General features: G+C 70.7%; 22 protein-coding genes. 8 read left to right on the plus strand and 14 right to left on the minus strand.

What is annotated here, in order from left to right; genetic code table 11:
• Positions 1-155: 155 nt before the first annotated feature.
• Positions 156-593, minus strand: a complete 438-nt coding sequence (locus ACRWNM_RS17140; RefSeq protein WP_431968591.1) for a nuclear transport factor 2 family protein — start codon at positions 591-593, stop codon at positions 156-158.
• Positions 594-691: 98 nt separating this feature from the next.
• Here ACRWNM_RS17140 and cobG point away from each other — a divergent pair, with 98 nt between their 5' ends.
• Positions 692-1,873: a precorrin-3B synthase gene (cobG, locus tag ACRWNM_RS17145; RefSeq protein ID WP_431968593.1), complete on the plus strand. Its 1,182-nt coding sequence runs from the start codon at positions 692-694 to the stop codon at positions 1,871-1,873.
• 262 nt (positions 1,874-2,135) lie between these two features.
• On the opposite strand, the gene ddaH is transcribed toward cobG, so the two are convergent.
• Positions 2,136-2,981 (minus strand): dimethylargininase, encoded by an 846-nt coding sequence (gene ddaH / locus ACRWNM_RS17150; RefSeq protein WP_431968595.1) that lies wholly within the window; start codon positions 2,979-2,981, stop codon positions 2,136-2,138.
• 135 nt (positions 2,982-3,116) lie between these two features.
• On the opposite strand from ddaH, the gene ACRWNM_RS17155 reads away from it, so the two are divergent.
• The 5 genes from ACRWNM_RS17155 to ACRWNM_RS17175 all read left to right on the plus strand — a co-directional run bounded on the left by ACRWNM_RS17155 (position 3,117) and on the right by ACRWNM_RS17175 (position 7,125).
• Positions 3,117-3,554, plus strand: coding sequence for an Lrp/AsnC family transcriptional regulator (locus ACRWNM_RS17155; protein ID WP_431968597.1), 438 nt, complete (start codon positions 3,117-3,119; stop codon positions 3,552-3,554).
• A gap of 96 nt (positions 3,555-3,650) precedes the next feature.
• Positions 3,651-4,286, plus strand: a complete 636-nt coding sequence (locus tag ACRWNM_RS17160; protein ID WP_431968599.1) for a precorrin-8X methylmutase — start codon at positions 3,651-3,653, stop codon at positions 4,284-4,286.
• Complete coding sequence (cobJ, locus tag ACRWNM_RS17165) at positions 4,283-5,833, plus strand: precorrin-3B C(17)-methyltransferase (RefSeq protein ID WP_431968600.1); 1,551 nt, start codon at positions 4,283-4,285, stop codon at positions 5,831-5,833. Before ACRWNM_RS17160 ends, cobJ begins: the two co-directional genes overlap by 4 nt.
• A gap of 91 nt (positions 5,834-5,924) precedes the next feature.
• The gene (locus ACRWNM_RS17170; RefSeq protein ID WP_431968602.1) at positions 5,925-6,530 is read left to right on the plus strand and encodes a TetR/AcrR family transcriptional regulator; all 606 of its coding nucleotides are present in this window, start codon (positions 5,925-5,927) and stop codon (positions 6,528-6,530) included.
• Positions 6,531-6,600: 70 nt separating this feature from the next.
• On the plus strand, positions 6,601-7,125 hold the full coding sequence (locus tag ACRWNM_RS17175; RefSeq protein WP_431968604.1) for a PadR family transcriptional regulator: 525 nt from the start codon (positions 6,601-6,603) through the stop codon (positions 7,123-7,125).
• Here the strand turns inward: ACRWNM_RS17175 and ACRWNM_RS17180 are convergent, their stop codons facing one another.
• The 4 genes from ACRWNM_RS17180 to ACRWNM_RS17195 form a co-directional block, all read right to left on the minus strand.
• A complete protein-coding gene (locus tag ACRWNM_RS17180; RefSeq protein WP_431969089.1) occupies positions 7,126-7,875 on the minus strand; it encodes a cobalt-precorrin-6A reductase in 750 nt (249 codons plus the stop codon).
• A complete protein-coding gene (locus ACRWNM_RS17185) occupies positions 7,872-8,477 on the minus strand; it encodes a hypothetical protein (RefSeq protein WP_431968606.1) in 606 nt (201 codons plus the stop codon). Before ACRWNM_RS17185 ends, ACRWNM_RS17180 begins: the two co-directional genes overlap by 4 nt.
• A gap of 111 nt (positions 8,478-8,588) precedes the next feature.
• Positions 8,589-9,818 carry a precorrin-6y C5,15-methyltransferase (decarboxylating) subunit CbiE gene (gene cbiE, locus ACRWNM_RS17190; RefSeq protein ID WP_431968608.1) on the minus strand — a complete coding sequence of 410 codons (1,230 nt, stop codon included), beginning with the start codon at positions 9,816-9,818 and terminating at the stop codon, positions 8,589-8,591.
• On the minus strand, positions 9,815-10,570 hold the full coding sequence (locus ACRWNM_RS17195; protein ID WP_431968610.1) for an SDR family NAD(P)-dependent oxidoreductase: 756 nt from the start codon (positions 10,568-10,570) through the stop codon (positions 9,815-9,817). The genes cbiE and ACRWNM_RS17195 overlap by 4 nt, the downstream gene beginning before the upstream one ends.
• Positions 10,571-10,676: 106 nt before the next feature.
• Between ACRWNM_RS17195 and ACRWNM_RS17200 the strand changes: the two genes are divergently transcribed.
• The gene (locus ACRWNM_RS17200) at positions 10,677-11,075 is read left to right on the plus strand and encodes a PPOX class F420-dependent oxidoreductase (protein ID WP_068066365.1); all 399 of its coding nucleotides are present in this window, start codon (positions 10,677-10,679) and stop codon (positions 11,073-11,075) included.
• Between the two features lie 16 nt (positions 11,076-11,091).
• On the opposite strand, the gene ACRWNM_RS17205 is transcribed toward ACRWNM_RS17200, so the two are convergent.
• Positions 11,092-12,219, minus strand: a complete 1,128-nt coding sequence (locus tag ACRWNM_RS17205; protein WP_431968613.1) for a M24 family metallopeptidase — start codon at positions 12,217-12,219, stop codon at positions 11,092-11,094.
• Positions 12,220-12,363: 144 nt separating this feature from the next.
• Here ACRWNM_RS17205 and ACRWNM_RS17210 point away from each other — a divergent pair, with 144 nt between their 5' ends.
• Complete coding sequence (locus tag ACRWNM_RS17210) at positions 12,364-13,332, plus strand: 5'-3' exonuclease (protein WP_431968615.1); 969 nt, start codon at positions 12,364-12,366, stop codon at positions 13,330-13,332.
• Between the two features lie 337 nt (positions 13,333-13,669).
• Here ACRWNM_RS17210 and ACRWNM_RS17215 read toward each other — a convergent pair whose 3' ends face one another.
• From ACRWNM_RS17215 to ACRWNM_RS17245, 7 genes are all read right to left on the minus strand, one after another.
• On the minus strand, positions 13,670-14,404 hold the full coding sequence (locus ACRWNM_RS17215; protein ID WP_431968617.1) for a DUF4333 domain-containing protein: 735 nt from the start codon (positions 14,402-14,404) through the stop codon (positions 13,670-13,672).
• Between the two features lie 122 nt (positions 14,405-14,526).
• Entirely contained in the window at positions 14,527-17,226 is a 2,700-nt protein-coding gene (locus tag ACRWNM_RS17220) for a DEAD/DEAH box helicase (RefSeq protein WP_431968619.1), read from the minus strand.
• A gap of 3 nt (positions 17,227-17,229) precedes the next feature.
• Positions 17,230-18,177 (minus strand): twin-arginine translocase subunit TatC, encoded by a 948-nt coding sequence (tatC, locus tag ACRWNM_RS17225; RefSeq protein ID WP_431968621.1) that lies wholly within the window; start codon positions 18,175-18,177, stop codon positions 17,230-17,232.
• Between the two features lie 143 nt (positions 18,178-18,320).
• On the minus strand, positions 18,321-18,581 hold the full coding sequence (gene tatA / locus ACRWNM_RS17230; protein ID WP_431968623.1) for a Sec-independent protein translocase subunit TatA: 261 nt from the start codon (positions 18,579-18,581) through the stop codon (positions 18,321-18,323).
• A gap of 102 nt (positions 18,582-18,683) precedes the next feature.
• A complete protein-coding gene (locus ACRWNM_RS17235) occupies positions 18,684-19,715 on the minus strand; it encodes a 2-dehydropantoate 2-reductase (protein WP_431969091.1) in 1,032 nt (343 codons plus the stop codon).
• Positions 19,716-19,734: 19 nt separating this feature from the next.
• A complete protein-coding gene (locus ACRWNM_RS17240; RefSeq protein WP_431968625.1) occupies positions 19,735-20,715 on the minus strand; it encodes a helix-turn-helix transcriptional regulator in 981 nt (326 codons plus the stop codon).
• The gene (locus ACRWNM_RS17245) at positions 20,712-21,707 is read right to left on the minus strand and encodes a helix-turn-helix transcriptional regulator (RefSeq protein WP_431968627.1); all 996 of its coding nucleotides are present in this window, start codon (positions 21,705-21,707) and stop codon (positions 20,712-20,714) included. Before ACRWNM_RS17245 ends, ACRWNM_RS17240 begins: the two co-directional genes overlap by 4 nt.
• Positions 21,708-21,764 lie beyond the last annotated feature (57 nt).

The following is a 21,764-nucleotide window of genomic DNA, read 5'->3' on the forward strand; positions in this document are numbered from 1 at the left end:
TTCCTCGGGTGACGCGCCCATCGGGGTGTGGTGCTCGCCGGAGAGGGTCTGGCTGTTCACAGTGGCGCGACCGCACCGGAATTGCACCGGTTTCCTCGTCGCCCGCCGAGCACGCCGATGCTACCCGGCCCGGTGCGGACCGCCGCACCCCCGGTTCAGGACAGGTCGGCGTTGCCGTCGACGACCTTGAGCAGATAGTGGAACCTGTTGATGCGCCAGCCCGCGGGCGTGCGCTCGACGCCGAGGTCGTAGCTGCCGACGAAGGTGCGGGTCTTGCCGTTGGCGGCGTCGTTCTTCACGTGCACGGCGATGGAGTCCGCGTGCACGTCGGCGGTGTCGCCGTCGCGATCGATCAGGTAGTTGCCCGCCTGATGGTGGATCGCGTCGAGGTCGCCGAGGCCCGCGCGCCAGTCGGCGACGATGTCGGCGGCAGGGCGCGACGCGGCGGGGTCGCCGAAACCGCCGTCGAAATCGACCTTCGCGGTGAACACCTCGGCCAGATCGTCCCAGCGCTTCTGGTCGCAGTAGACGAACATCTGGGTGGCGAGGTCGATGATCGCCAAACGATCTGCGACATCGGAGAAATCGGTCATGTCCGCCACCCTATCGATCGCGCGGGTCACCGCGCTCGGTGAATTCCCCCACGAGGCGCGATCTCGCGGCGCGGTCGCGCACGTAGGCTGAAGGAGCTATGACCAGAACCGCCCCCGATTCCTGCCCCGGCGTGCTCCGGCTCCATCAGGCCGCCGACGGACCGCTCGCGCGCATCAGGGTGCCCGGCGGACGCCTCACGCCGGAGCAGGTGCTGGCCTTGGCCGCCGCGGCGAGCGAACTCGGCGACGGCGCGATCGAACTCACCTCTCGCGGCAATCTCCAGCTGCGGCAGGTGCGCGACGCCGCGGAGCTGACCGCGCGCGCGACCGCCGCCGGACTGCTGCCGAGCCGGACACACGAGCGGGTGCGCAACATCGTGGCCTCGCCGCTGTCCGGGCGGGTCGGCGGACTCGCGGACGTGCGCGGGCTGGTCGGCGCGCTCGACGCCCGGCTGTGCGCGGAGGCCCGGTTGGCGGAACTGCCGGGGCGGGTCCTGTTCACGCTCGACGACGGACGCGGCGACGTCAGCGCACTGGATGGCGACATCGGCGTCCACGCGGTCGGTCCCGACGAGTTCGCACTGCTGCTGGCTGGGGCCGACACCCGCGTCCGTGTCGCCGGATCAGAGGCCGTCGATATCGTGCTGGCCGCGTCGGCGAGTTTCCTCGAGGTGAGCTCGGGGCAGTGGCGGCTACACGAGATCGCGGACGGCCCGGCCCGAATCGTCGAGTCGCTCGGTCTGGCTCCCGGTGCGGAGCGCGTGGAAATCCTCCCCGTCCAGGATGTTCCGATCGGCTGGCTGAACCAGGACGACGGCTTGGTCGCGCTCGGCGCGGGCGTGCGGCTCGGCGCGCTCGACGCCCGCGTCGCCGAATTCGTCGCGGCCATCGAACGTCCGGTGATCGTCACGCCGTGGCGCAGCCTGGTCATCGCCGACCTCGACGAGTGGGCCGCCGAACAGGTGGTGCGCGTCCTGGCCCCGATGGGCTTGATCTTCGACGCCGCCTCCCCCTGGCTGCACGTCAGCGCCTGCGCCGGACAGCCCGGCTGCGCGAAGTCGCTCACGGACGTGCGCGCCGATGTCACCGCCGCCGTCGAATCCGGCCGCGTGCTTGCCGAGGGCGCGTCGACCGACACCGCGCACGAGCAGGCCGTCCCCGCCGAAGAGGTCAGGGTCGCGGGCCGCCAGCACTGGTCCGGCTGCGACCGCCGCTGCGGACGCCCGCGCGGCGAGGTCACCGACGTGGTGGCGACTCCCGACGGCTATCGGGTCGACTGAGTCACACGGCTACCGACCACACGGCGACCTCACCGCCGCGGCGACAACTCACGACGGCTACCGCGTCGACTGATCGCACCCCCTGCCCGGAACCAGCCGCGTCTGCGGTGGCGCCGAGCCCATTCCGGCGTGCGGCCGTGGTCGCCGGGTTGGACTTCCGCCGAATCCGGAATCGGCGATGCCGCACGCGATCGTGACGCCGAGTCGGAGGTCCTGATGCAATGGCTGTGCCGCACGCGATTTCGGCTCCAGCCACTCGGGGTCAATGCAACTCCAAGGTGCAGCATTTGATCCCGCCGCCCGCCTTCAACAGCTCCGAGACGTCCACCGGGACCGGGAGGTAGCCGCGGGCGCGGAGGGCGGTGGCGAGGTCGGTGGCCTGCGGACTCAGGAAGACGTGGTAGCCGTCGGAGACGCCGTTCAGCCCGAGGGCCGCCGCGTCCGCGTCGGTCGCCTCGATGGCGTCGGGGAACAGGCCAGCGAGGACGGTGCGGCTGGTTTCGTCGAAGGCGGGCGGGTAGTAGGCGATGGTGGCGTCGTCGAGGACCATCAGGACCGTGTCCAGGTGGTAGAACCGCGGGTCCACCAATTCCAGTGAGATCACCGGGATTTCGAAGTGCAACTCGACCTCGCGGTGGGCCGCCGCGGAACTGCGGAAGCCGGTGCCCGCCAGGAAGCGTCCGCCGATCAAGGCGAAATCGCCTTCGCCCTCGTTGAATTCCGCCGCCGCCACGACCTGGACGCCGCCGCGTCCGGTGAACCAGCGGTGAAAGGCGGGTCCCTCGGCGGCGCGTTCGACGTGGGTGAAGCGCGCCGACATGATCCGGTCGCCGACGGCGAGGCCGCTGTTGGCGGCGAACACCATGTCGGGGAGCCCGGGTTCGCCGGGGACCACGTCGACCCGGTGCCCGTGGCGCTCGAAGGTCTCGCGCAAGGTGTCCCACTGGGCGAGCGCGAGTGCGCGGTTCACCGGAGCGTTCGGATCCATCCACGGGTTGATCGCGTACCGGACGTCGAAATGGTCGGGGCGACACATCACGAACCGGCGCGGCGCGGGTCGGCGCGCGGGGGTCGGCTCGGTGGTCTGGAGGGTAGCTACTGAGGTCATCGTGGCTCCCGGAGTCAGGCGCGGATTCGGCTGATCCGAAGGTAAACGGCCTACCATTGCGTCAGGAACGCCGAATCGTTGCGCAGATCGCCGTACATACGGCGGATCATTGCGCCGAGCGGAGGATGATGTGACGTGGACGATACCGACCGCCGAATCCTCGGCCATCTGTTGCGCTCGGCCCGCGCGTCCTTCCAAGAGATCGGCTCCGCGGTCGGCCTCTCCGCGCCCGCGGTCAAGCGCCGGGTGGACCGCATGGTCGCCAGCGGACAGATCACCGGCTTCACGGCGCTGGTGAACCCGGCGGCGCTGGGCTGGACCACCGAGGCCTACGTCGAGGTGTACTACCGCGACAACATCACCCCGGCCGAGCTGCGCCGCACCCTGGAGCCGATTCCGCAGGTGGTGGGCGTCTGGACGATCGCGGGCGAGGCCGACGCGCTGGTGCACGTGATGGCCACCGACATGGCCGAGATCGAGTCGACCGTGGAACGCATCAGGGAGAACGCGCGCGTCGGGCGCACCCGCAGCGCGATCGTCATGTCCCGCATCCTCGAACGGCCGCGCACCTGACCCGCGACCGGCGGGCGCGCTCGCCCAGGCGTGGCTCCGCCGCCCTGCGCGGGCTGTCGGCGAGGTCGGTTCGGACGCCCCATTAGGGTGGTGCCCATGTCCGACGTGCGCACCAGCTACCTCACCGACGGGGCCGAGATCTATCGGCAGTCGTTCGCGACGATCCGCGCGGAAGCGGACCTGAGCGCGTTCCCGGCGGACGTGGCGCGGGTGGTCGTCCGCATGATCCACGGCTGCGGCCAGGTGGACCTGACCGAGGACATCGCCTTCTCCCCCAGCGTCGTCGCGGCCGCACGGGCGGCGCTGCACGCGGGCGCGCCGATCCTCTGCGACGCCACCATGGTCGCCTCCGGCGTGACGCGCAAAAGACTGCCCGCCGACAACGAGGTGATCTGCACCCTCGCCGACCCCCGCGTGCCGGAACTGGCCGCGGCACTGGGCAATACCCGCTCGGCCGCGGCGCTCGAGCTGTGGCGCGACCGGCTGGACGGCGCGGTGGTCGCCATCGGCAACGCGCCGACCGCGCTCTTCCACCTGCTGGACATGCTCGACGCGGGCGCCCCGCGCCCGGCCGCGATCCTCGGCATTCCGGTCGGTTTCGTCGGCGCCGCCGAGTCCAAGGACGCGCTGGCGGCCTACGGCGGCGTCGAATACCTGACGGTGCGCGGCAGACGCGGCGGCAGCGCCATCACCGCGTCGGCACTGAATGCGATTGCGAGCGAGGCGGAATGAGTACAGCGGGCAAACTGTGGGGCGTCGGGCTCGGGCCGGGCGACCCCGAGCTGGTGACGGTCAAGGCGGCGCGCGTCATCGCGGCCGCCGACGTGATCGCCTTCCACTCCGCGCGGCACGGCCGCAGCATCTCCCGCGGCATCGCCGCGCCCTACATGCGGCCCGGCCAGCTCGAGGAACACCTCGTCTACCCGGTGACGACGGAGACCACCGACCATCCCGGCGGTTACCAGGGCGCGATCGACGAGTTCTACGAACAGGCCGCCGAACGGCTGGCCGCGCACCTGGCGGCGGGCCGGTCGGTCGCCCTGCTCGCGGCCGGTGATCCGCTGTTCTACAGCTCCTACATGCACATGCACCGCAGGCTGGCCGACCGCTTCGACGCCGAGATCATTCCCGGCATCACCTCCGTGAGCGCGGCCTCGGCGGCGCTCGGCACCCCGCTGGTGGAGGGCGAACAGGTGCTGACCGTGCTCCCCGGCACCATGCCGACCGAGGAGCTCACCCGCCGCCTGCGCGACACCGACGCCGCCGCCATCATGAAGCTCGGCCGGACGTATCCGGGTGTGCGGCAGGCACTCTCGGACGCGGGACGGCTCGACGACGCCTACTACGTGGAGCGGGCGAGCACCGACCGCGAGCAAGTGCGCACCGCCGCCGAGGTGAACGACGCCGACGTGCCGTACTTCTCGATCACGCTGGTGCCCGGCCCGCGACCGACCACGCCGCTGCCGCGAATCGCCGCGGCGAAGGAAGAAAAGGACGCGAACTCCACGACTGTTCCCGCGGAAGCGAATTCGCCCGGCGAGGTCGTCGTCGTCGGCCTCGGACCCGGCGCGGCGGACTGGACGACGCCGGAGGTGCGCGAGGCGCTGGCCGCCGCCACCGATCTGGTCGGCTACACCACTTACATCGACCGCGTTCCACACCGTCCCGGCCAGCGCAGGCACGCCAGCGACAACCGCGTGGAATCCGAACGCGCCGCCATGGCTTTGGATCTGGCCAAGCGCGGCGCCAAAGTCGCGGTGGTCTCCTCCGGCGATCCGGGCGTGTTCGCGATGGCGGCCGCGGTGCTCGAGGAATCCGCCGATCCGCAGTGGCAGGACGTGCCGGTGCGGGTGCTGCCCGGCCTCACCGCGGCCAATGCCGTGGCCAGCCGGGTCGGTGCGCCGCTCGGACACGACTACGCGATGATCTCGCTCTCCGACCGGCTCAAGCCGTGGGAGGTTGTCGCGCAACGCCTTTCGGCGGTCGCCTCGGCCGATATGGCGATCGCGGTGTACAATCCGGCGTCCTCGCATCGCACCTGGCAGGTCGGCGCGATGCGCGATCTGCTGCTGGAGCACCGCAAGCCCGACACTCCGGTGGTGCTCGGCCGCGATGTCGGAGGGCCCACCGAGTCGGTGCGGGTCGTCTCGCTCATCGATCTCGATCCGGCCGACGTGGACATGCGCACCCTGCTGATCATCGGCGCGTCCACCACCGCCGTGGTCGACACCGCGCACGGAACCCGCGTCTACACCTCGCGGCGCTACCACCGGCCGTGACCAGCGGGTGAGCCCTATCTGGTATGCGCATACCAGCACTCGTGATCGCCGCGTACCATAAGCCTCTTCGACGGGACGAAAGGAGACCGCGGTGCCGCGGCTGGTGGATCACGAGCAGCGCAGGCGGGAGATCACCGACGCGGCGCGGCGCGTCATCGCGCGCGGCGGACTGGAGTCCGCCACCTTCCAGTCGGTGGCCGCGGAAGCCGGAATCTCGGTCCGCTTGGTGCAGTACTACTTCGGCACCAAGAAGGACTTCCTGCGCGCCACCCACCTCGCGGTGAGCGCGGACGCGAGCGTCCGCTTCGCCCAGCGGTTCGCCGCACTCGGCGAGGCGGCCGAACCGCGCGATGTCATCTACGCGATGCTCGAGGAGTTGCTCCCGATGAACGAGGCGCGGCGACAGGACACCGTCGTGCTCGGCGCCTTCCAGGCCGCCAGTCTCGCCGGGTCCGGACTGTCGATGGACGAAACCCTCGGCGGCACGCGATGGCTGGTCACCGCGGTCGCCGATCAGCTCCGCCGGGCGGCCGATTCGGCCGACGCCGAGCGCGACGCCACCCTGATCGTGCTCGCCGCCGCCGCGCTCACGCAGACTATGGCGGCCGGGGTTCACACCAACGAGACGGCGACCGACCTGCTCGACCACCTGCTCCGACGCATACCCGGACCGGGCGCCGCCCGACCGGGCGAATGACGACACGACAACCGGCAGCGGGATCGTTCCGCTAACATTCCACTATGGAATGTCGAGAAGGGAGCGACCAATGGCCACGATCCGGCGCAAACCGTTGAATTCGACGGCCGCGTCGCTGCTGGGCTTTCTGCACGAGGGGCCGATGTCCGGCTGGGACCTGGTGACGCTCGCGCAGGACCGGATCGGCGATTTCTGGACCATCACACAGAGCCAGGTGTATCGCGAGCTCGCGGCCATGGACGCGGCGGGACTGGTGGTGAAGGGCGAGACCGGCGCGCGGGAACGCACTCCCTACCGGATCACCGACGCGGGCCGGGAGGCGTTTCTCGAATGGGTCACCCGCGATCCCGGCGCGGAGACCATCCGGGTGCCGCTGCTGCTCACCATGTCCTTCGGGGACCACCTGGACGCCGAGCATCTCGACCGGATCATCGCGGCCAATCGCGAGGTGCACCAGCGCCGCCTCGACCACTACTTGAAGGAAGAGGGCGCCCCCCGGCGGCCGCACCAGCGGGCCACCCTCGAGTTCGGCATCGGCTACGAGCGCGCGGTGCTCGCCTGGTTCGACCGGCTGCCCGGGCTGCTCGGGCGCTGATCACCGCGCGCCGGATGCCCTGGCCCGCAACCATTCCCAGGCTTCGGCCACCGTGTCGACGACCTCGGCGCCCGCGGGCAGTGGCGGCCGATCGATCACGACCACCGGAAGGTGCGCCGCGCGGGCCGCTGTCAGCTTGGCCTCGGTGCGATCGCCGCCGCTGTCCTTGGTCACGAGCACGTCGATGCGACGGCTCGCCAGCAGCCGGGACTCCTCGTCGACCGTGAAAGGCCCTCGGGCCAGCAGCACTTCGTGCCGCGGCGGCAGCTCGGTCTCGGGCGGATCGATGGCGCGGATGAGGAACCACTGCCGGGTGAGACCGGCGAACGCGCCGACGCCCTGCCTGCCGATGGTGAGAAACACGCGCTCACCCAACTCCGGAAGCGCGCGGGCCGCGGCGGCCGGATCGGGCACGCGAATCCATCGGTCACCCGGAACTTCGGACCAGCCGGGCCGCCGCAGGTGAACCAGCGGCACGCCCGCGTCCCGCGCGGCGGCGGCCGCGTTCGCGGTGATGGTGGCGGCGAAGGGATGGGTGGCATCGACAATGCTCTCGATCCCGTTGGCCACCAACCACTCCCGCAGCCCCGCGACGCCGCCGAAGCCGCCGATCCTGACCTCGCCCTCCGGCAGCAGCGGGTCGCGAACACGACCGGCGAGCGAGGAGACGATGTCGAATCCTCGCTCGCCGGAAGCGATGTGGGCCAGCTGCCGGGCTTCGCCGGTGCCGCCCAGAATCAGAGTTCTCAGGGCTGACCGCTGAAGTAGGCCATGCCCGCGTTCAGCAGCGACGGGCCGCCCGCGACCAGCAGACCGATCACGCCGCCGATGATGGCGCCGGGGATGACGCCGACGACCAGACCGAGCAGGCCGATCAGACCGCCGATCACGGCGCCGACGGCAGCGCCGAGCGAGGCGCGCTGCAACTCGGCGAAGAACCACTCCTGCGCGCTGACGTCCTGGACGGCGACCACGTCGGCCTTCGGGGTCAGCGTGAGGGTCTGGCCGGTGGCGTCGAGCGCGGCGGCGATCTCCACCGCGGCGCCGTTGCTGGCCTCGCGCGCGGCGAGCGGGATCGAGGTGACGACCTCGCCCGCGTCGTTCTTCAGCGTGACGGCCTTGCCGTCCGCGTCCAAGGAGAACGCGCCGCCGGTCACCGTGGTGACGATGGACTTGCCCGCGTCGGCGAGCGCCGCGGTGTAGCCGACGCCCTGGTCGACGCCCTGCGCCGACAGCGCGGCCTGCTCCTGCACGGCAGGCGCGTCGGCGGGGGCGGCGTAGGTGGTGCCCGCGGTGACACCAGTGGCGGCGACGGCCAGCAGAGCGGTGGCGGCGAATTTCTTGTACTTCATATATCTCCCCATCAGGAATCGGTTGTCCGATAACGGGCGGATGTCGCGACCGACCCTACCTGGCGACACACGCGTGTTTCACCCTCGCAGTGCAGATTTCAGGGTGAACCCCTAGGCTGATTTGACGATCGACCACTGGGCCACCGGCAGCTGGGGACGCCACGCGGTGAAGCCGCCCAGCGGTTCGGCGCGATAGATCTGGAACTTCCGCAGCTCACCGCCCCACTCGGCGGCCATCGTGACCAGCAACGATTCCGATTCCGCGGTGACGGCGTTCGCGACCAGCCTGCCGCCATGGCGCAGATGGGCAAGGCATGTCTCGAGCAGGCCAGCCTGAGTCACGCCGCCGCCAACGAAAATCGCATCCGGCGCGGACATTTCGTGCTCCGCGGCCAGTTCGGCGAGCACCTCGCCGCGCACCTCGACGTGCGGGACGCCCAGCGCGGTGGCGTTGGCGGTGATCTGCTGCCTGCGCCGCTCGAGCCGCTCGAAGGTCACCGCCCGGCAGGCGGGGTGTGTGCGGCACCACTCGATGGCGATGCTGCCCGAGCCGCCGCCGACGTCCCACAGCAGTTCGCCCGGTGCGGGAGCCAGCGCGGACAGGGTCAACGTCCGCACCTCGGCCTTGGTGAGCTGCCCGTCACCGCCGTAGACGGCGTCGGGCAGACCGGGCACGCGGGTGCGGCGGACGTGCTCCGCATCGGCGGCGCAGTCGACGGCGACGATGTTGAGCGGATCGCCCGTCTCGAGATCCCAGGACGCCGCGGCGCCGGATCGCACGCGTTCCGCGGGACCGCCGAGCTGCTCCAGCACCGTGAGGGTCGACGGGCCGAATCCGTTGTCCCGCAGCAGTTCCGCGAGGCGCGCCGGGGTGTGTTCGTCGCTGCTGAGCACCAGCAGCCGCCGCCCGTCGGCCAGGTCGGGCAGCACCGTCGCGACGGGACGGCCCACCGCGCTGACGACCGGCGTCTCCGCGAGCGCCCAGCCGAGCCGCGCGCACGCCAGCGACGCCGAGGACGGCTGCGGCAGTACGCGCAGCGAAGCGGGTCCGAACAACCGCGCCAGCGTGACGCCGATGCCGTAGAACATCGGGTCCCCGCTGGCGAGCACGCAGATCCGCCGCGCGCCGTGCTCGGCGAACAATCCGGGCAGCGCGGGCAGCAGAGGCGACGGCCACGCGCGGCGCTGTCCGCCGAGATCCGTTGGCACGAGCGCCAACTGACGCGCGGACCCGAAGAGAATCTCGGCCGCGGCCACGGCGTCGCGTGCTGCGGCGCCGAGACCGTCCCACCCGTCGGCCCCGATCCCGACCACCGCGATCGCGGGGCCGTGCCAGGTCATCGAGGCATCCGGCGCCAGAGGAATTGCGGAACCAGGCGCGCGACGACGACGGCCGGGCCGAGAGCGCGGGGCACCCAGATCCTGCCCGCGCGGCGGCGCAACCCGCGGACCACGGCATCGGCTACCTGACCAGGCGTGCTGGACAGCGGCGCGGGGTCCATGCCCTCGGTCATCGCGCCGATGACGAACCCGGGGCGCACCAGCAGCAGATGGACGCCGCTGCCGTGCAGCGCGTCGGCGACACCGCAGGCGAAACCGTCCAGACCGGCCTTGGCCGAGCCGTAGACGTAGTTGGCCCGGCGCACCCGCGCGCCCGCGATGGAGCTGAAGACGACGAGCTGGCCGTGCCCTTGCGCGCGAAGGAGATTCGCGAGGGTGGTGAGCACGCTGACTTGGGCCAGGTAATCGGTGTGCACGACGGCGAGCGCGTGCCCGGGTTCCCGCTCGGCGCGGGCTTGGTCGCCCAGGATGCCGAAGGCCAGCACGGCGACGCCGATGGGCCCGTGTTCGGCGGCGATCTTCTCCAGCAGCGCCGGGTGGCTGCCCGTATCGTCGGCGTCGAACTCCACCGGGTGCACCGCGCTCGCACCGGCCTGTTCGACGGCCGCGATCGGCCTCGCCAAGTCGTGGCTGCGCCGCGCCGCGAGGATCACCGTCCGGCCGGGGGCAAGACGCCGGGCGATCTCCAGACCCATTTCGCTGCGTCCGCCGAGTACCAGTACCGAGCCCTCGGCGATCCCTCGCATTCCCATGCGCTCAGTCTGTCATCCCGGGTTGCGCACCCCTCGATCCCCTCGCGGCCGGCCGAACACCCGCGCCGTGGCGGCCACCGCGGGACGCAACGGCTACCGTCGAGGGATGCCGACCACCACCGCACAGCTCTCCCCCGCCGCACTCGAGTTCGTCGCCGAACGCCATCTCGCGACCCTGACCACGCTGCGCGCCGATGGCACGCCGCACGTTGTCGCCGTGGGATTCACCTGGGACGCCGACGCCGGGATCGCGCGAATCATCACCAACGACGGTTCGGTGAAAGTGCGCAACGTGCGCCGCTCGGGATACGCGGCGGTGAGCCAGGTCGACGGCATCCGGTGGCTGACCCTGGAGGGACCCGCGACGGTGCTCGACGACCCGGACAGCGTCGCCGACGCCGTCGAGCGGTACGCGGGTCGCTACCGGGTACCGCGCGAGAACCCGACCCGGGTGGTGATCGCGATCGAGGTACGCCGCGTCCTGTCGTCGAGCACGTTGCGCTGACTGCACATTCCGGACGTCACAGCACGGTCAGGCCGTGCGGGCGCGCGTTCATGGATTCGCAGCCCTCGGGCGTGACCACGACGATGTCCTCGATGCGAGCGCCCCACTCACCGCCGAAGTAGATGCCCGGTTCGACACTGAACGCCATGCCCGGCTGCAGAACCAGGTCGTTGCCCGCGACGATGTAGGGCTCCTCGTGCACGGACAGGCCGATGCCGTGACCGGTCCGGTGCACGAACTTCTCGCCGAAACCGGCCTCCGTCAACGGATTCCGGGCGGCCGCGTCCACCGAGGCGGCGGTGACGCCGGGCCGGACCGCGGCGACGGCCGCGGCCTGGGCGCGTTCGAGTTCGGCGTAGCGGGCCGCGATGTCGGGGCTGGGCTCGCCGAGGACGTAGGTGCGGGTGGAGTCGGAGTAGTAGCCGGGCTCGACGGGTCCGCCGATATCGATCACCACCACGTCGCCGTTCTCGATGCGCCGATCGGACACCCCGTGGTGCGGATCAGCGCCGTGCGGGCCGCTGCCGACGATCACGAACGCCGCCTCGGTGTGCCCTTCGGCCACGATCGCCGCCGCGATATCGGCGCCGACCTCGGCCTCGGTGCGTCCTGCCTGGAGGAACTCGCCCATCCGCGCGTGCACCCGGTCGATGGCCGCGCCCGCTCGGCGCAGCGCATCGATCTCGGCGGCGTCCTTGAGCATGCGCAGCTCGCGCAGCACCGGCGTGGCCGAGACCGGCAGGCCGCTGAACGAGGCCGCCAGCGGCAGCAGGTGCAGGGCCGGCATGGCGTCGGCCACCGCGACACGGGAACCGACGTGCAGCGTCGACTTCACCACCTGGTACGGGTCGACGCCGTCGACCCAGTCCAGCACCTGCAGGCCGAGTTCCCCCGCCGCCGAGGCGGACAGCGAGGCCAGTTCGAGTTTGGGAATGATCACCGACGGCGTCGCACCGTCGGCGGGAATCACCAGGCAGGTCAACCGCTCGAAGGATTCGGCCGCCGAACCGATCAGATAGCGCAAGTCCGGGCCGGGGGTGATGAGCAGGGCGTCGAGGTGCGCCGTGCGCATCGCCTCCACCGCCCGCTCGAGCCGGTCTCCGTAGACATCCGCCGCGAATCTGGACTCCGTGTGCCCACTCATACCCATCGACGTTACCCGTGATCGACTCGCGGCGAACCCGAACACCGGGCGGCGCCGACCCCTCGGGCGAGCGCCGTGCCGTGTCGGGTGGATGCCGCGCCGGATCGGGTACGGCCTGTCGTAGCCTGCGGGTAGCCTCAGCGCGTGACCTCTGCTGCGACTTCCGGCCCGCTGCTGCTGCTCGACGGAGCAAGCCTGTGGTTCCGCGCGTTCTACGCGATTCCGGACAAGATCACCGCACCGGACGGGCGTTCGGTGAACGCGCTGCGCGGCTTCACCGATATGGTCGCCTCGCTGATCACCAAGCACGCGCCGAGCAGGCTGGTCGTCTGCCTGGACCTGGACTGGCGGCCGCGCTTCCGGGTGGACCTGGTGCCCTCCTACAAGGCGCACCGCCTGGACACCTCGGCCGACGCGGCGGAGGGCGCGGAGGAAGTGCCCGACAAGCTGACGCCGCAGGTCGAGATGATTCTCGAGGTGCTCGCGGCCGCCGGGATCGCGACCGCCGGTGCGGAGGGCCTGGAGGCCGACGACGTCCTCGGCACGCTGGCGAGCCGGGAGCGCACCGACGAGGTGATCGTGGTCAGCGGCGATCGCGACCTGTTGCAGCTGGTCCGCGACGAGCCCGCGCCCATCGTGCGGGTGCTCTACGCGGGGCGCGGTTTGGCCAAGGCCGAACTCTTCGGTCCCGCCGAGGTGTCGGCGAAGTACGGCGTCCCGGTGCGCAACGCCGGACCCGGCTATGCCGACCTGGCGACGTTGCGCGGTGATGCCTCCGACGGCTTGCCCGGCGTCGCGGGCATCGGCGAGAAGTCCGCGGCGACACTCATTTCCCGCTTCGGTTCGCTGGACGCGCTGGTGGCCGCGGTGGACGATCCAGAATCCGATCTGGCGCCGGGCGTGCGCGGAAAACTGCGCGCGGCCGAGGAGTATCTGAAGGCCGCGGCCCCCGTGGTGCGCGTAGTGCGCGACGCCGAGGTCGAACTCTCCCGCCCCGACACGCTGCCCACGGCGCCCGCCGACCCGGACCGCTTGCGAGAGCTGGCGGTGGCCTACAACGCGGAAAGCCCGGTCACCCGACTCACCGCCGCGCTGGCCGCACCGCGGTCCTGAGGCGCGAACACTCCCGCGAGGGCATGCGCCGCACCTTTGCACAAGGTGCAATTTCGCACACCATGCGTGCGCGCGCGTCGTGCCGCTGCGGCTCGATCCGAGTGATACCCGGCGGATTCGCCTCCACTCGCACGGCATGGGTTCTCGACCAGCTGCGCAGGAATCGCACGCGTGCATCCGTGCAGTGGGCTCGTCGGCGAAACGCGACGAGCCCACGAACATCGACGCCGACACCACGACCGTGGTGCACCGCCGAACCCGTTCGTGGGCCCGCTACTTCCCTACTCCCACCGGACGCCCGCGCCGCAGCACGGGCCGCCCGGTCTGGGCTCCGAGCTCAGTTCGGTCGACCGACCTCGTAGGTGCCGTCGTCCTTGGTGATCTTGATGTTGACCTTCTTCTGCTCACCGCTGACCTTCAGGGTGCACTGGAAGGTGGCGTCCACCTCGACCTTCTGGCCCGACGGGCAGGAGACGTCGGTGACGTCCTGGATGCCGTAGGAATCCGTGAGCACCTTCTTGACGCCGTCCTGGACGGCGGCCTGGTCCAGCTTGTCCGTGGAGGTCAGCACCACCACGAGGGCGACCACCGCGCCGATCACCAGCACGCCGAGCGCGGCCAGACCGATGATCAGCCCCTTCTTGCCACCACCACCGCCGCTCTGCTGCTGCGGCTGCTGCTGGCCCTGGCCCTGGCCCCACTGCTGCTGGGGCTGCTGACCCCACTGCTGCTGCGGCTGCTGTTGCTGGCCCCAATCCTGCTGCGGCTGCTGCCCCCACTGCGGCTGCGGCTGACCGGGCGTCTGTCCCCACTGCTGCTGCGGCTGTTGAGGCTGTTGAGGTTGCTGCGGCTGGCCCCACTGTGGCTGCGGCTGGCCGGGGGTCTGTCCCCACTGCTGCTGGGGCTGGTTCTGGTCACCCCAATGCTGGGTGGGCTGTGCCTGCGACGGAGTCTGCTGGCCACCCCAGTGCTGGGTCGGTCCGGCGCCGCCGGGCGCCTGCTGTCCGCCCCACTGCTGGGTGGGATCGTTGCGTCCCTCCCCGGGGTCGTTCGGTCCGTACGGGCCGCTCATCTGGTTGCCTCCACTCGCATAGTTACTCACACGGTAGCCCCCCGCCGGCGACTCGTCGTTGCAGAACACGACTCCTCCGCCACGGTCGGTACGCGAAAGAAATCAAATCACAATCGAATCCGCTACGCGGCGTCCACCGCCACGACACCCCGCCGGATGGCCCGGACCGCCTTCGCCGCCGTCCCCGCGATCTCCGGGTCGTCGGCCGTGCCGTGGATCTGATCGAGCAGGTCGATCACCTGCCTGCACCACCGGACGAAATCGCCCGCGGACAGCGGCGCGCCCTGGTCGCCACTGGCCAGCAACGACTCGGCCAACCCGTCGCCGCGCGCCCATTTGTAGACGCCGGTGACGAATCCGAGATCGGGCTCCCTGGTCGGCGGCAGCTTGTGCCGCGCTTCGTCGGAGCGCAGTTCGCTCCACACGCCGATGGTCGAGGCGACCGCGCGCCGGATCGGCGCGGTGGGACCCGAGGCGCCGAGAATGCCACCCTCCTGGCGAGATTCGTAGACCAGCGCGGACACGACACCCGCCAGCTCGGCCGGGCCGAGACCGCGCCAGAGGCCGTGCCGCAGGCATTCGGCGACCAACAGGTCGCTCTCGGCGTAGATGCGGGCCAGCCTGCGCCCGTCCGCGGTGACCTCGCCGTCGTGCACGAAACCGCGTTCCTCCAGCAGCCCGACGATGCGGTCGAAAGTGCGGGCCAGCGAGTTGGTCGTGGCGGCAACCTTCTGGCGCATGCTCTCGGTCTCGCGAAGCAGCCGGTTGTAGCGCTCACCGATCCGGCTCATCTGCTCGCGGTCCGGCCGGGTGTGCGCGGGATGCGCGCGCAAGCTCCGGCGCAGTGTGTCCAGTTCGCGGTCGTCGGCGGCCTCGGCGCGCTTGCCGCGGCGCGGACGGCCCGGCGCGCTGATGCCGGTGCTGCGCAGCGCGGACGCGAGGTCGCTGCGGGCGCGAGCGGTGCGGTGGTCGACGCGACGAGGCAGCCGCATGTGACCCAGCGGTTCCGCGGGCACCGGGAAGTCGGCGACCGACACCCGGCCCGCCCACTTGTCCGCGGTCAGCACGAGCGGGCGCGGATCGTTGGGCGTCGTGTCCGGTTCCAGGATCACCGCGAGCCCGGCGCGGCGGCCGGATGGAATGGCCACCACGTCGCCGCGACGCAGCGCCGTCAACGCGCTCACCGCCGCGCCGCGCCGGTCGGTGCGACTCTGCTGCGCCAGCTGACGCTCCCGCTGCCTGATCCGCTCGCGCAGCGAAATGTATTCCAGGAAGCCGCCTTCCGCGCCGCCGAGCTGGCCGCGCAGCTTGCGCAGCTGGCCCTCGTTGCGTTCGATGCCGCGCACCAGCCCGACAACCGAGCGATCGGCCTGGAACTGGGCGAAGGAGCGCTCCAGCAGGGCGCGCGATTCGGCGGCGCCCATCCGATCGATCAGGTTGATCGACATGTTGTAGCCGGGCCGGAACGAGCTGCGCAGCGGATAGGTGCGGGTGGAGGCCAGGCCGGCCACCGCGCTGGTGTCGACCTCCGGCTGCCACAGCACCACGGCGTGGCCCTCGATATCGATGCCGCGCCGGCCCGCGCGGCCGGTCAGCTGCGTGTACTCGCCGGGGGTGAGCTCGGCGTGCGTCTCGCCGTTGAACTTGACCAGTCGTTCCAGCACCACGGTGCGCGCGGGCATGTTGATGCCGAGGGCCAGCGTCTCGGTGGCGAAGACGGCCCGCACCAGCCCGCGCACGAACAGGTCTTCCACGGTGTGCCGGAAAGCGGGCAGCATGCCGGCGTGGTGGGCGGCCAGACCGCGGTGCAGCGCCTCGCGCCACTCCCAGTAGCCGAGCACCTCGAGATCGGACTTCGGCAGATCACCGGTGTGCTTCTCGATGATCGCGTCGATCTCGGCGGTTTCTCCCTCCCTGCTCAGGTCCAGTCGCGACCGCAGGCACTGAGCCAGCGCGCCGTCGCATCCCGCGCGGCTGAAGATGAAGGTGATCGCGGGCAGCAGCCCTTCCTCGTCGAGACGGGCCAGCACTTCGGGGCGGGGCAGCGGACGGAAGTCGCGGCGCATGCCGCCGCGACCGCGCGGCACACCCCAGTTGTTCATCCGGTCCGCGGACTCGCGGTGCCGGATGTAGCGCACCAGGTCCTCGTCGACGAGCACCTTCTGCTCGCTGGACTTGGTGTCGAACAGGTCGAACATTCGCTTGCCGACCATCACGTGCTGCCACAGCGGCACCGGGCGCGTCTCGTCGACCACCACCGTGGTGTCGCCGCGCACGGTCTCCATCCAAGCGCCGAACTCCTCGGCGTTGCTGACCGTGGCCGACAGGCTGACCAGCCGCACGTCCGACGGCAGGTGCAGGATGACCTCCTCCCACACCGCGCCGCGGAACCGGTCGGCCAGGTAGTGCACCTCGTCCATCACCACGTACGACAGCCCGCGCAGCGCCTCCGAGGACGCGTAGAGCATGTTGCGCAGCACCTCGGTCGTCATCACCACGACGGGCGCGTCGGGGTTGATCGACTGATCGCCGGTCAGCAGGCCGACTCTGTCGCGCCCGTACCGCTCGGTGAGATCGGCGAACTTCTGGTTCGACAGCGCCTTGATCGGAGTGGTGTAGAAGCATTTGCCGCCGGAGGCCAGCGCCAGGTGGACGGCGAACTCGCCGACCACGGTCTTGCCCGCGCCGGTCGGCGCGCACACCAGCACGCCGTGGCCGTCTTCGAGCGCACGGCAGGCGTCACGCTGGAAGGGATCGAGAGTGAACTTCAGCTCGGCGGAGAAACTGGCCAGCTCGCTGGTGCGGGACCGGTGATCTGTCACCGTTCAGAGAGTATCGGAGTAGTCCGACACCGGTCGCGTGGATTTTGCCGCCGGATCCATGATCGACTCCGCGGGCGTGATCGGCTCCGGCATGGCGATCGAGGAGGCCTCGTCGTCGGTCAGCGCGGCCAGCGCGTCCTTGCGCGCCTTGCGCTTGTCGTTGATCCTGGCGATCTGCACCGCCACTTCGAACAGCACCGTCAGCGCGGCCGCGAGCGCCAGCATCGAGAACGGGTCCTGCGGGGTGACCACCGCGGCGAAGACGAACAGGCCGAAGATGAGGCCGCGCCGCCACGCCTTGAGCCGCTCGTAGGTGAGCACGCCGATCATGTTCAACCCGATGATCAGCAGCGGCGTCTCGAAGCTGACGCCGAAGATGATCAGCAGCTGGATGATGAAGCCGAAGTACTGCGAACCGCTCAAGGCGGTGATCTGCACGTTGTCGCCGATGGTGAGCAGGAAGTCCAACGCGTGCGCCACCACGACGTAGGCGAGCACGGCGCCCGCCGCGAACAGCGCGGAGCCCGACGTGACGAAGCCGACCGCGACCTTGCGTTCCTTCGCGTACAGGCCGGGCGTGATGAACGCCCAGATCTGGTAGAGCCAGATCGGCGCGGCGAGCACGACGCCCGCGGTGAAACCGACCTTCAACCGGAGCATGAACTGCTCGAACGGCGCGGTCGCCAGCAGGCGGCAGGACCCGTCGGGGGTCAGCGCGGCCCTGGCCTCGGGCGGCAGCGAACAGTACGGTCCGCGCAGGATCTCGCCGAGGCTCTCGATGCCGAGGAACGGATGCGAGTACCAGAGGAAGCCGAGCACGGTGGTCAGCAGCACCGCGAACAGCGACTTCAGCAACCGGGTGCGCAGTTCCTGCAGGTGCTCGACCAACGACATGGTGCCGTCGGGATTCGTCCTGCGCCTGCTGCGCCGGGGATCGAACGGGATTCGCATATCTGTGGATTGCCCCTGTGCTCGAGTGCCGCGCCAGGCGCGGCGGTATCGCGTCCCGTGGGTTCAGGGACCGAAGCCTTCACGGACCGCCGAACAGCACTGACCGGGGTGAGTCCGAACTCACCCCGACGGGAGCATTCGACTCAGGCCGATTTCGTCTCGGTCTGCGGCGTGGTCGCCTGGTTCACGGGCTGCGCGGGCGGCAGCTGCTGCGCGGGTTGCTGTGCGGGTGCGGCGCCCGCGGTGGGGCTCGCCTCGTTCTGCATCTGGCTGACCTCGCTCTTGAAGATGCGCAAGGACCGCCCGAGGCCGCGCGCGGCGTCCGGCAGCCGCTTCGCGCCGAACAACACCACGAAGAGCAGCGCGATGATCAGCAGGTGCGACCAGCTGAACGTGCCTGACATCTGTTACCTCCCAAGACTGTGGTAGCTCCGATGCTACCGGACCGCCTGGCGCCCGAACTCGCCCACTTCGCCCGTTTACCGGGCGTTCAACCTCGACTTTTGCTATAGGGGCGGCTCGGCAGCAGCGGCGGCGCGCAGTTGCGCGAGCAACTCCGGCCCGGTCCAGGCCCGCCCGTGGCCCTGCTCGGCCGCGACGATGAGCTCGATGAGTCGCTCGTTCACCGGAGTCGGCGTGCCGACCATCGCGCCGAGGCCGACGATTTCGCCGCAGAGCCAGGTGATTTCGGTCTTGCGTCCGGCGGCGAGGTCGTCGGCCATCGAGGAGCGCGCCACCGGATCGATGGCGAGCACCTGCCCCGCGACCCGGCGGAACAGGCCGTCGGGCACGGTCAGCAGCCGGGTCATCAGCTCCGGCGGCAGCGGGGTGAGCCGGGCCGGGCGAATGCGCGCCTTGTGCATCGCGGCCAGTGCCTCGCGCTGCGTCAGCGCCAGGCAGCGGCGGTAGTCGCGGTCGGCGAGCTCCTCGCGCAGCGGGCGTCCGGACAGCGCGTTGATCGGGTTGTTCAGATTGAGCAGCAGCTTGGCCCACTGCACCGGCCGCAGATCCGAGTAGCGGCGCAGCGGCAGCCCGGCCCGCTCGAAGAGCTGGACATACTCGGCCAGCGCCGGATCGTCCTGCACCGCGAGCCCGCCCTCGGTGCCGCGGTGGAAGCGACCCTCCGGGTGGTGCACGACGTTGAACATCACCATCCCGGCCAGCACCACGCAGGTGGGCAGGATCTCCCTGATCACCGAGTCGTTGCCGATGCCGTTCTGCAGGCTCAGCACCACGGTGCCGGGACGGATCTTGCCGGTCAGCTCGCGCACCGCGCTCGCGGTCGCCCCGGATTTCACCGCGACCAGCACCAGATCGGCCGAGCCGACGTCCTCCGGGCCGGTCGCGAGCGTGAGCCGGTCCGGCGAGACGAGTACCTCACCGCCCTCGAGATCCGTCAGGCGCAGGCCCGAGGCGCCGACCTCGTCGAGCAACCACTGCCTGCCGACGAACGTGACGTCCGCACCGGCCGCCGCGAGTTTGCCGCCGACGAAGACGCCGATGCTGCCCGCGCCGAGCACCATGACTCGCCGCGGCATGTTGCCGAGCTCGGTCACCTCACTCCAATTCCTCTAGTCCGGCGTCCCGGTACGCGGCGAGCGCCGCGTTGGATCGCTCGCGCACGGCGGCGATCAGCTCCGGCGGACCGAGTACGGTCACGCCCGAGCCGAAGCCGAGCAGCAGGCGCGCCATCCAGTCCAGGGTGGCGAAGCGCATGGTCGTCTCCAGACTGCCGTCCGGATGCACGGCAAGCCGGTGCATCGGGTACTGGTCGAGTACCCAGCCGTAGTCGCCGCGGATGCGCAGCCGCGCCAACGGGACCGCCGGGTCGTCCTGGAACAGGTCGAGCGAGGCGGCCGCTTCGGTGGCGGCGTGGCTCGGCGGGCGGGCGGCCTCGGCGAGTTCGGTGGCGGCCTCGATCCGGTCGAAGCGGAACAGCCGCACGCCCTCGGCCTCCCGGCACCACCCCTGCAGATAGCTGTTGTCGTCGACGAGCACGATCCGGATCGGATCGACGACCCGCTCGGAGACCACATCGCGGCTGGCCGAGTAATAGATGATGCGCAGCGCGTGCTGACGAGCCAGGGCCGAGCGCACGGTCGCTACGGCGGGCGCCTCCACCGGGGTCGCCAGGGCGTCGTCGGAGAGCCGCGGGGCGCCGCCGGAGATGGCGGATTCGATCTTGGCGATGGCCGCGTGCGCGGCGGTCGGGTCCACCATGCCCGGCATCTCCGCGATCGATCGCAGGGCAACCAGCAGCGCGGTGGCCTCGGTGGAGGTCAGCCGCAGCGGCCGATCGATGCCCGCGGAGAAGGTGACCTCGATGCTCTCCTCCGAGAACGAGAGATCGATGAGATCGCCCGGACCGTAGCCGGGCAGGCCGCACATCCACAGCTGATTCAAGTCGCTCATCAGCTGCTTGGTCGTCACGCCGAGGTCGGCGGCGGCGTCCGCCGCGCTGATGCCGGGGTTGGCGATCAAGTACGGAATCATGTTGAGCAGCCGGGAAAGCCGCACCGAGAGCCGGCTGGTCGTCACGCCCGCACCTCCGTCGTGTCGAACACCGAACGTAGCCGGGCGACCACGTCGGCGCGCAGATCGTCGGGCGCGAGGACCAGGGCGTCCGGTCCGAGGCCGGTGATGAGCCTGGCCAGCCAGTCGCGCGAGCGGACGGGAACCTCGACCACCATGCCGCCGCGGTCGCCGACGGTACGTTCCTCGACGACCTGGCCGAGCCTGCGGATCTCCTGGCCGCGTCCGTCGGCGACCCATACCGTGGCCGAGCCGCTGACCGGCGCGCTGCTGGTGACCCGCGCGACGATCGCGCGCAGGTCGACGTCGTCGGGTTTGTGCACCGCGTTGACGGGGCCGTACGGCGTCACGTCGTCACCGATACGGGAGAGCCGGAAGCTGCGCACCGCGTCCCGGTCGCGGTCGTGGCCGACCAAGTACCAGCGACCGTGATGGGTCACCACGCCCCACGGCTCCACGTCGCGCATCAGGTAGGGCGCGTTGACCGCGCCGCGATGCTCGAAGCGGACGGCCTGCCCGGCGTCGACCGCCGCGAGCAGCTTGCCGAGCACCGGCTCCGAACCGCGGGTGCGGGCGGGCACGGCGGGCACCGACGCCACGGCCGCGTCGGTTTCGACGTGGATGCCCGCGGCCCGCAGCTTGAGCAGGGCGCCTTCGGCGGCGGCCGCCAGCTCAGGGGACTCCCACATCTGCACCGCGACCGCGACCGCCGCAGCCTCCTCGTCGCTCAGATCGATGTCGGGTAGCTCGTAGGCGTCGCGGTTGATCCGGTACCCCTCCAGCGTCGAATACCGGTTCACCGGTCCGACTTCCAGCGGAATGCCCAGGTCGCGCAGCTCGTTCTTGTCCCGTTCGAACATTCGGCTGAACGCCTCGTCGCTGGCCGAGTCCTCGTAGCCCGCGACGCTTTCCCTGATCCGCTCCGCGCTCAAGAACTGCCGGGTCGACAGCAGCGCGATGACCAGATTCATCAGCCGCTCGACCTTGGATATCGCCACCCGATAGAGGGTAATCGCCACCGCGACGTCACCGCGCGGCGGCGCGCGTTTCGTGGC

The sequence above is a fragment of the Nocardia sp. bgisy134 genome (assembly GCF_965341865.1).
Taxonomy (GTDB): domain Bacteria; phylum Actinomycetota; class Actinomycetes; order Mycobacteriales; family Mycobacteriaceae; genus Nocardia.

Coding starts and splice junctions, on each gene's coding strand:
- ACRWNM_RS17160 (WP_431968599.1), top strand. CDS start 3,651: ATGTCCGACGTGCGCACCAGCTACCTCACCGACGGGGCCGAGATCTAT.
- ddaH (WP_431968595.1), bottom strand. CDS start 2,981: ATGACCTCAGTAGCTACCCTCCAGACCACCGAGCCGACCCCCGCGCGC.
- ACRWNM_RS17215 (WP_431968617.1), bottom strand. CDS start 14,404: ATGAGCGGCCCGTACGGACCGAACGACCCCGGGGAGGGACGCAACGAT.
- ACRWNM_RS17175 (WP_431968604.1), top strand. CDS start 6,601: ATGGCCACGATCCGGCGCAAACCGTTGAATTCGACGGCCGCGTCGCTG.
- cbiE (WP_431968608.1), bottom strand. CDS start 9,818: ATGACCTGGCACGGCCCCGCGATCGCGGTGGTCGGGATCGGGGCCGAC.
- ACRWNM_RS17235 (WP_431969091.1), bottom strand. CDS start 19,715: ATGCCGCGGCGAGTCATGGTGCTCGGCGCGGGCAGCATCGGCGTCTTC.
- ACRWNM_RS17185 (WP_431968606.1), bottom strand. CDS start 8,477: ATGAAGTACAAGAAATTCGCCGCCACCGCTCTGCTGGCCGTCGCCGCC.
- cobG (WP_431968593.1), top strand. CDS start 692: ATGACCAGAACCGCCCCCGATTCCTGCCCCGGCGTGCTCCGGCTCCAT.
- cobJ (WP_431968600.1), top strand. CDS start 4,283: ATGAGTACAGCGGGCAAACTGTGGGGCGTCGGGCTCGGGCCGGGCGAC.
- ACRWNM_RS17140 (WP_431968591.1), bottom strand. CDS start 593: ATGACCGATTTCTCCGATGTCGCAGATCGTTTGGCGATCATCGACCTC.
- ACRWNM_RS17195 (WP_431968610.1), bottom strand. CDS start 10,570: ATGGGAATGCGAGGGATCGCCGAGGGCTCGGTACTGGTACTCGGCGGA.
- ACRWNM_RS17200 (WP_068066365.1), top strand. CDS start 10,677: ATGCCGACCACCACCGCACAGCTCTCCCCCGCCGCACTCGAGTTCGTC.
- tatA (WP_431968623.1), bottom strand. CDS start 18,581: ATGTCAGGCACGTTCAGCTGGTCGCACCTGCTGATCATCGCGCTGCTC.
- ACRWNM_RS17205 (WP_431968613.1), bottom strand. CDS start 12,219: ATGAGTGGGCACACGGAGTCCAGATTCGCGGCGGATGTCTACGGAGAC.
- tatC (WP_431968621.1), bottom strand. CDS start 18,177: ATGCGAATCCCGTTCGATCCCCGGCGCAGCAGGCGCAGGACGAATCCC.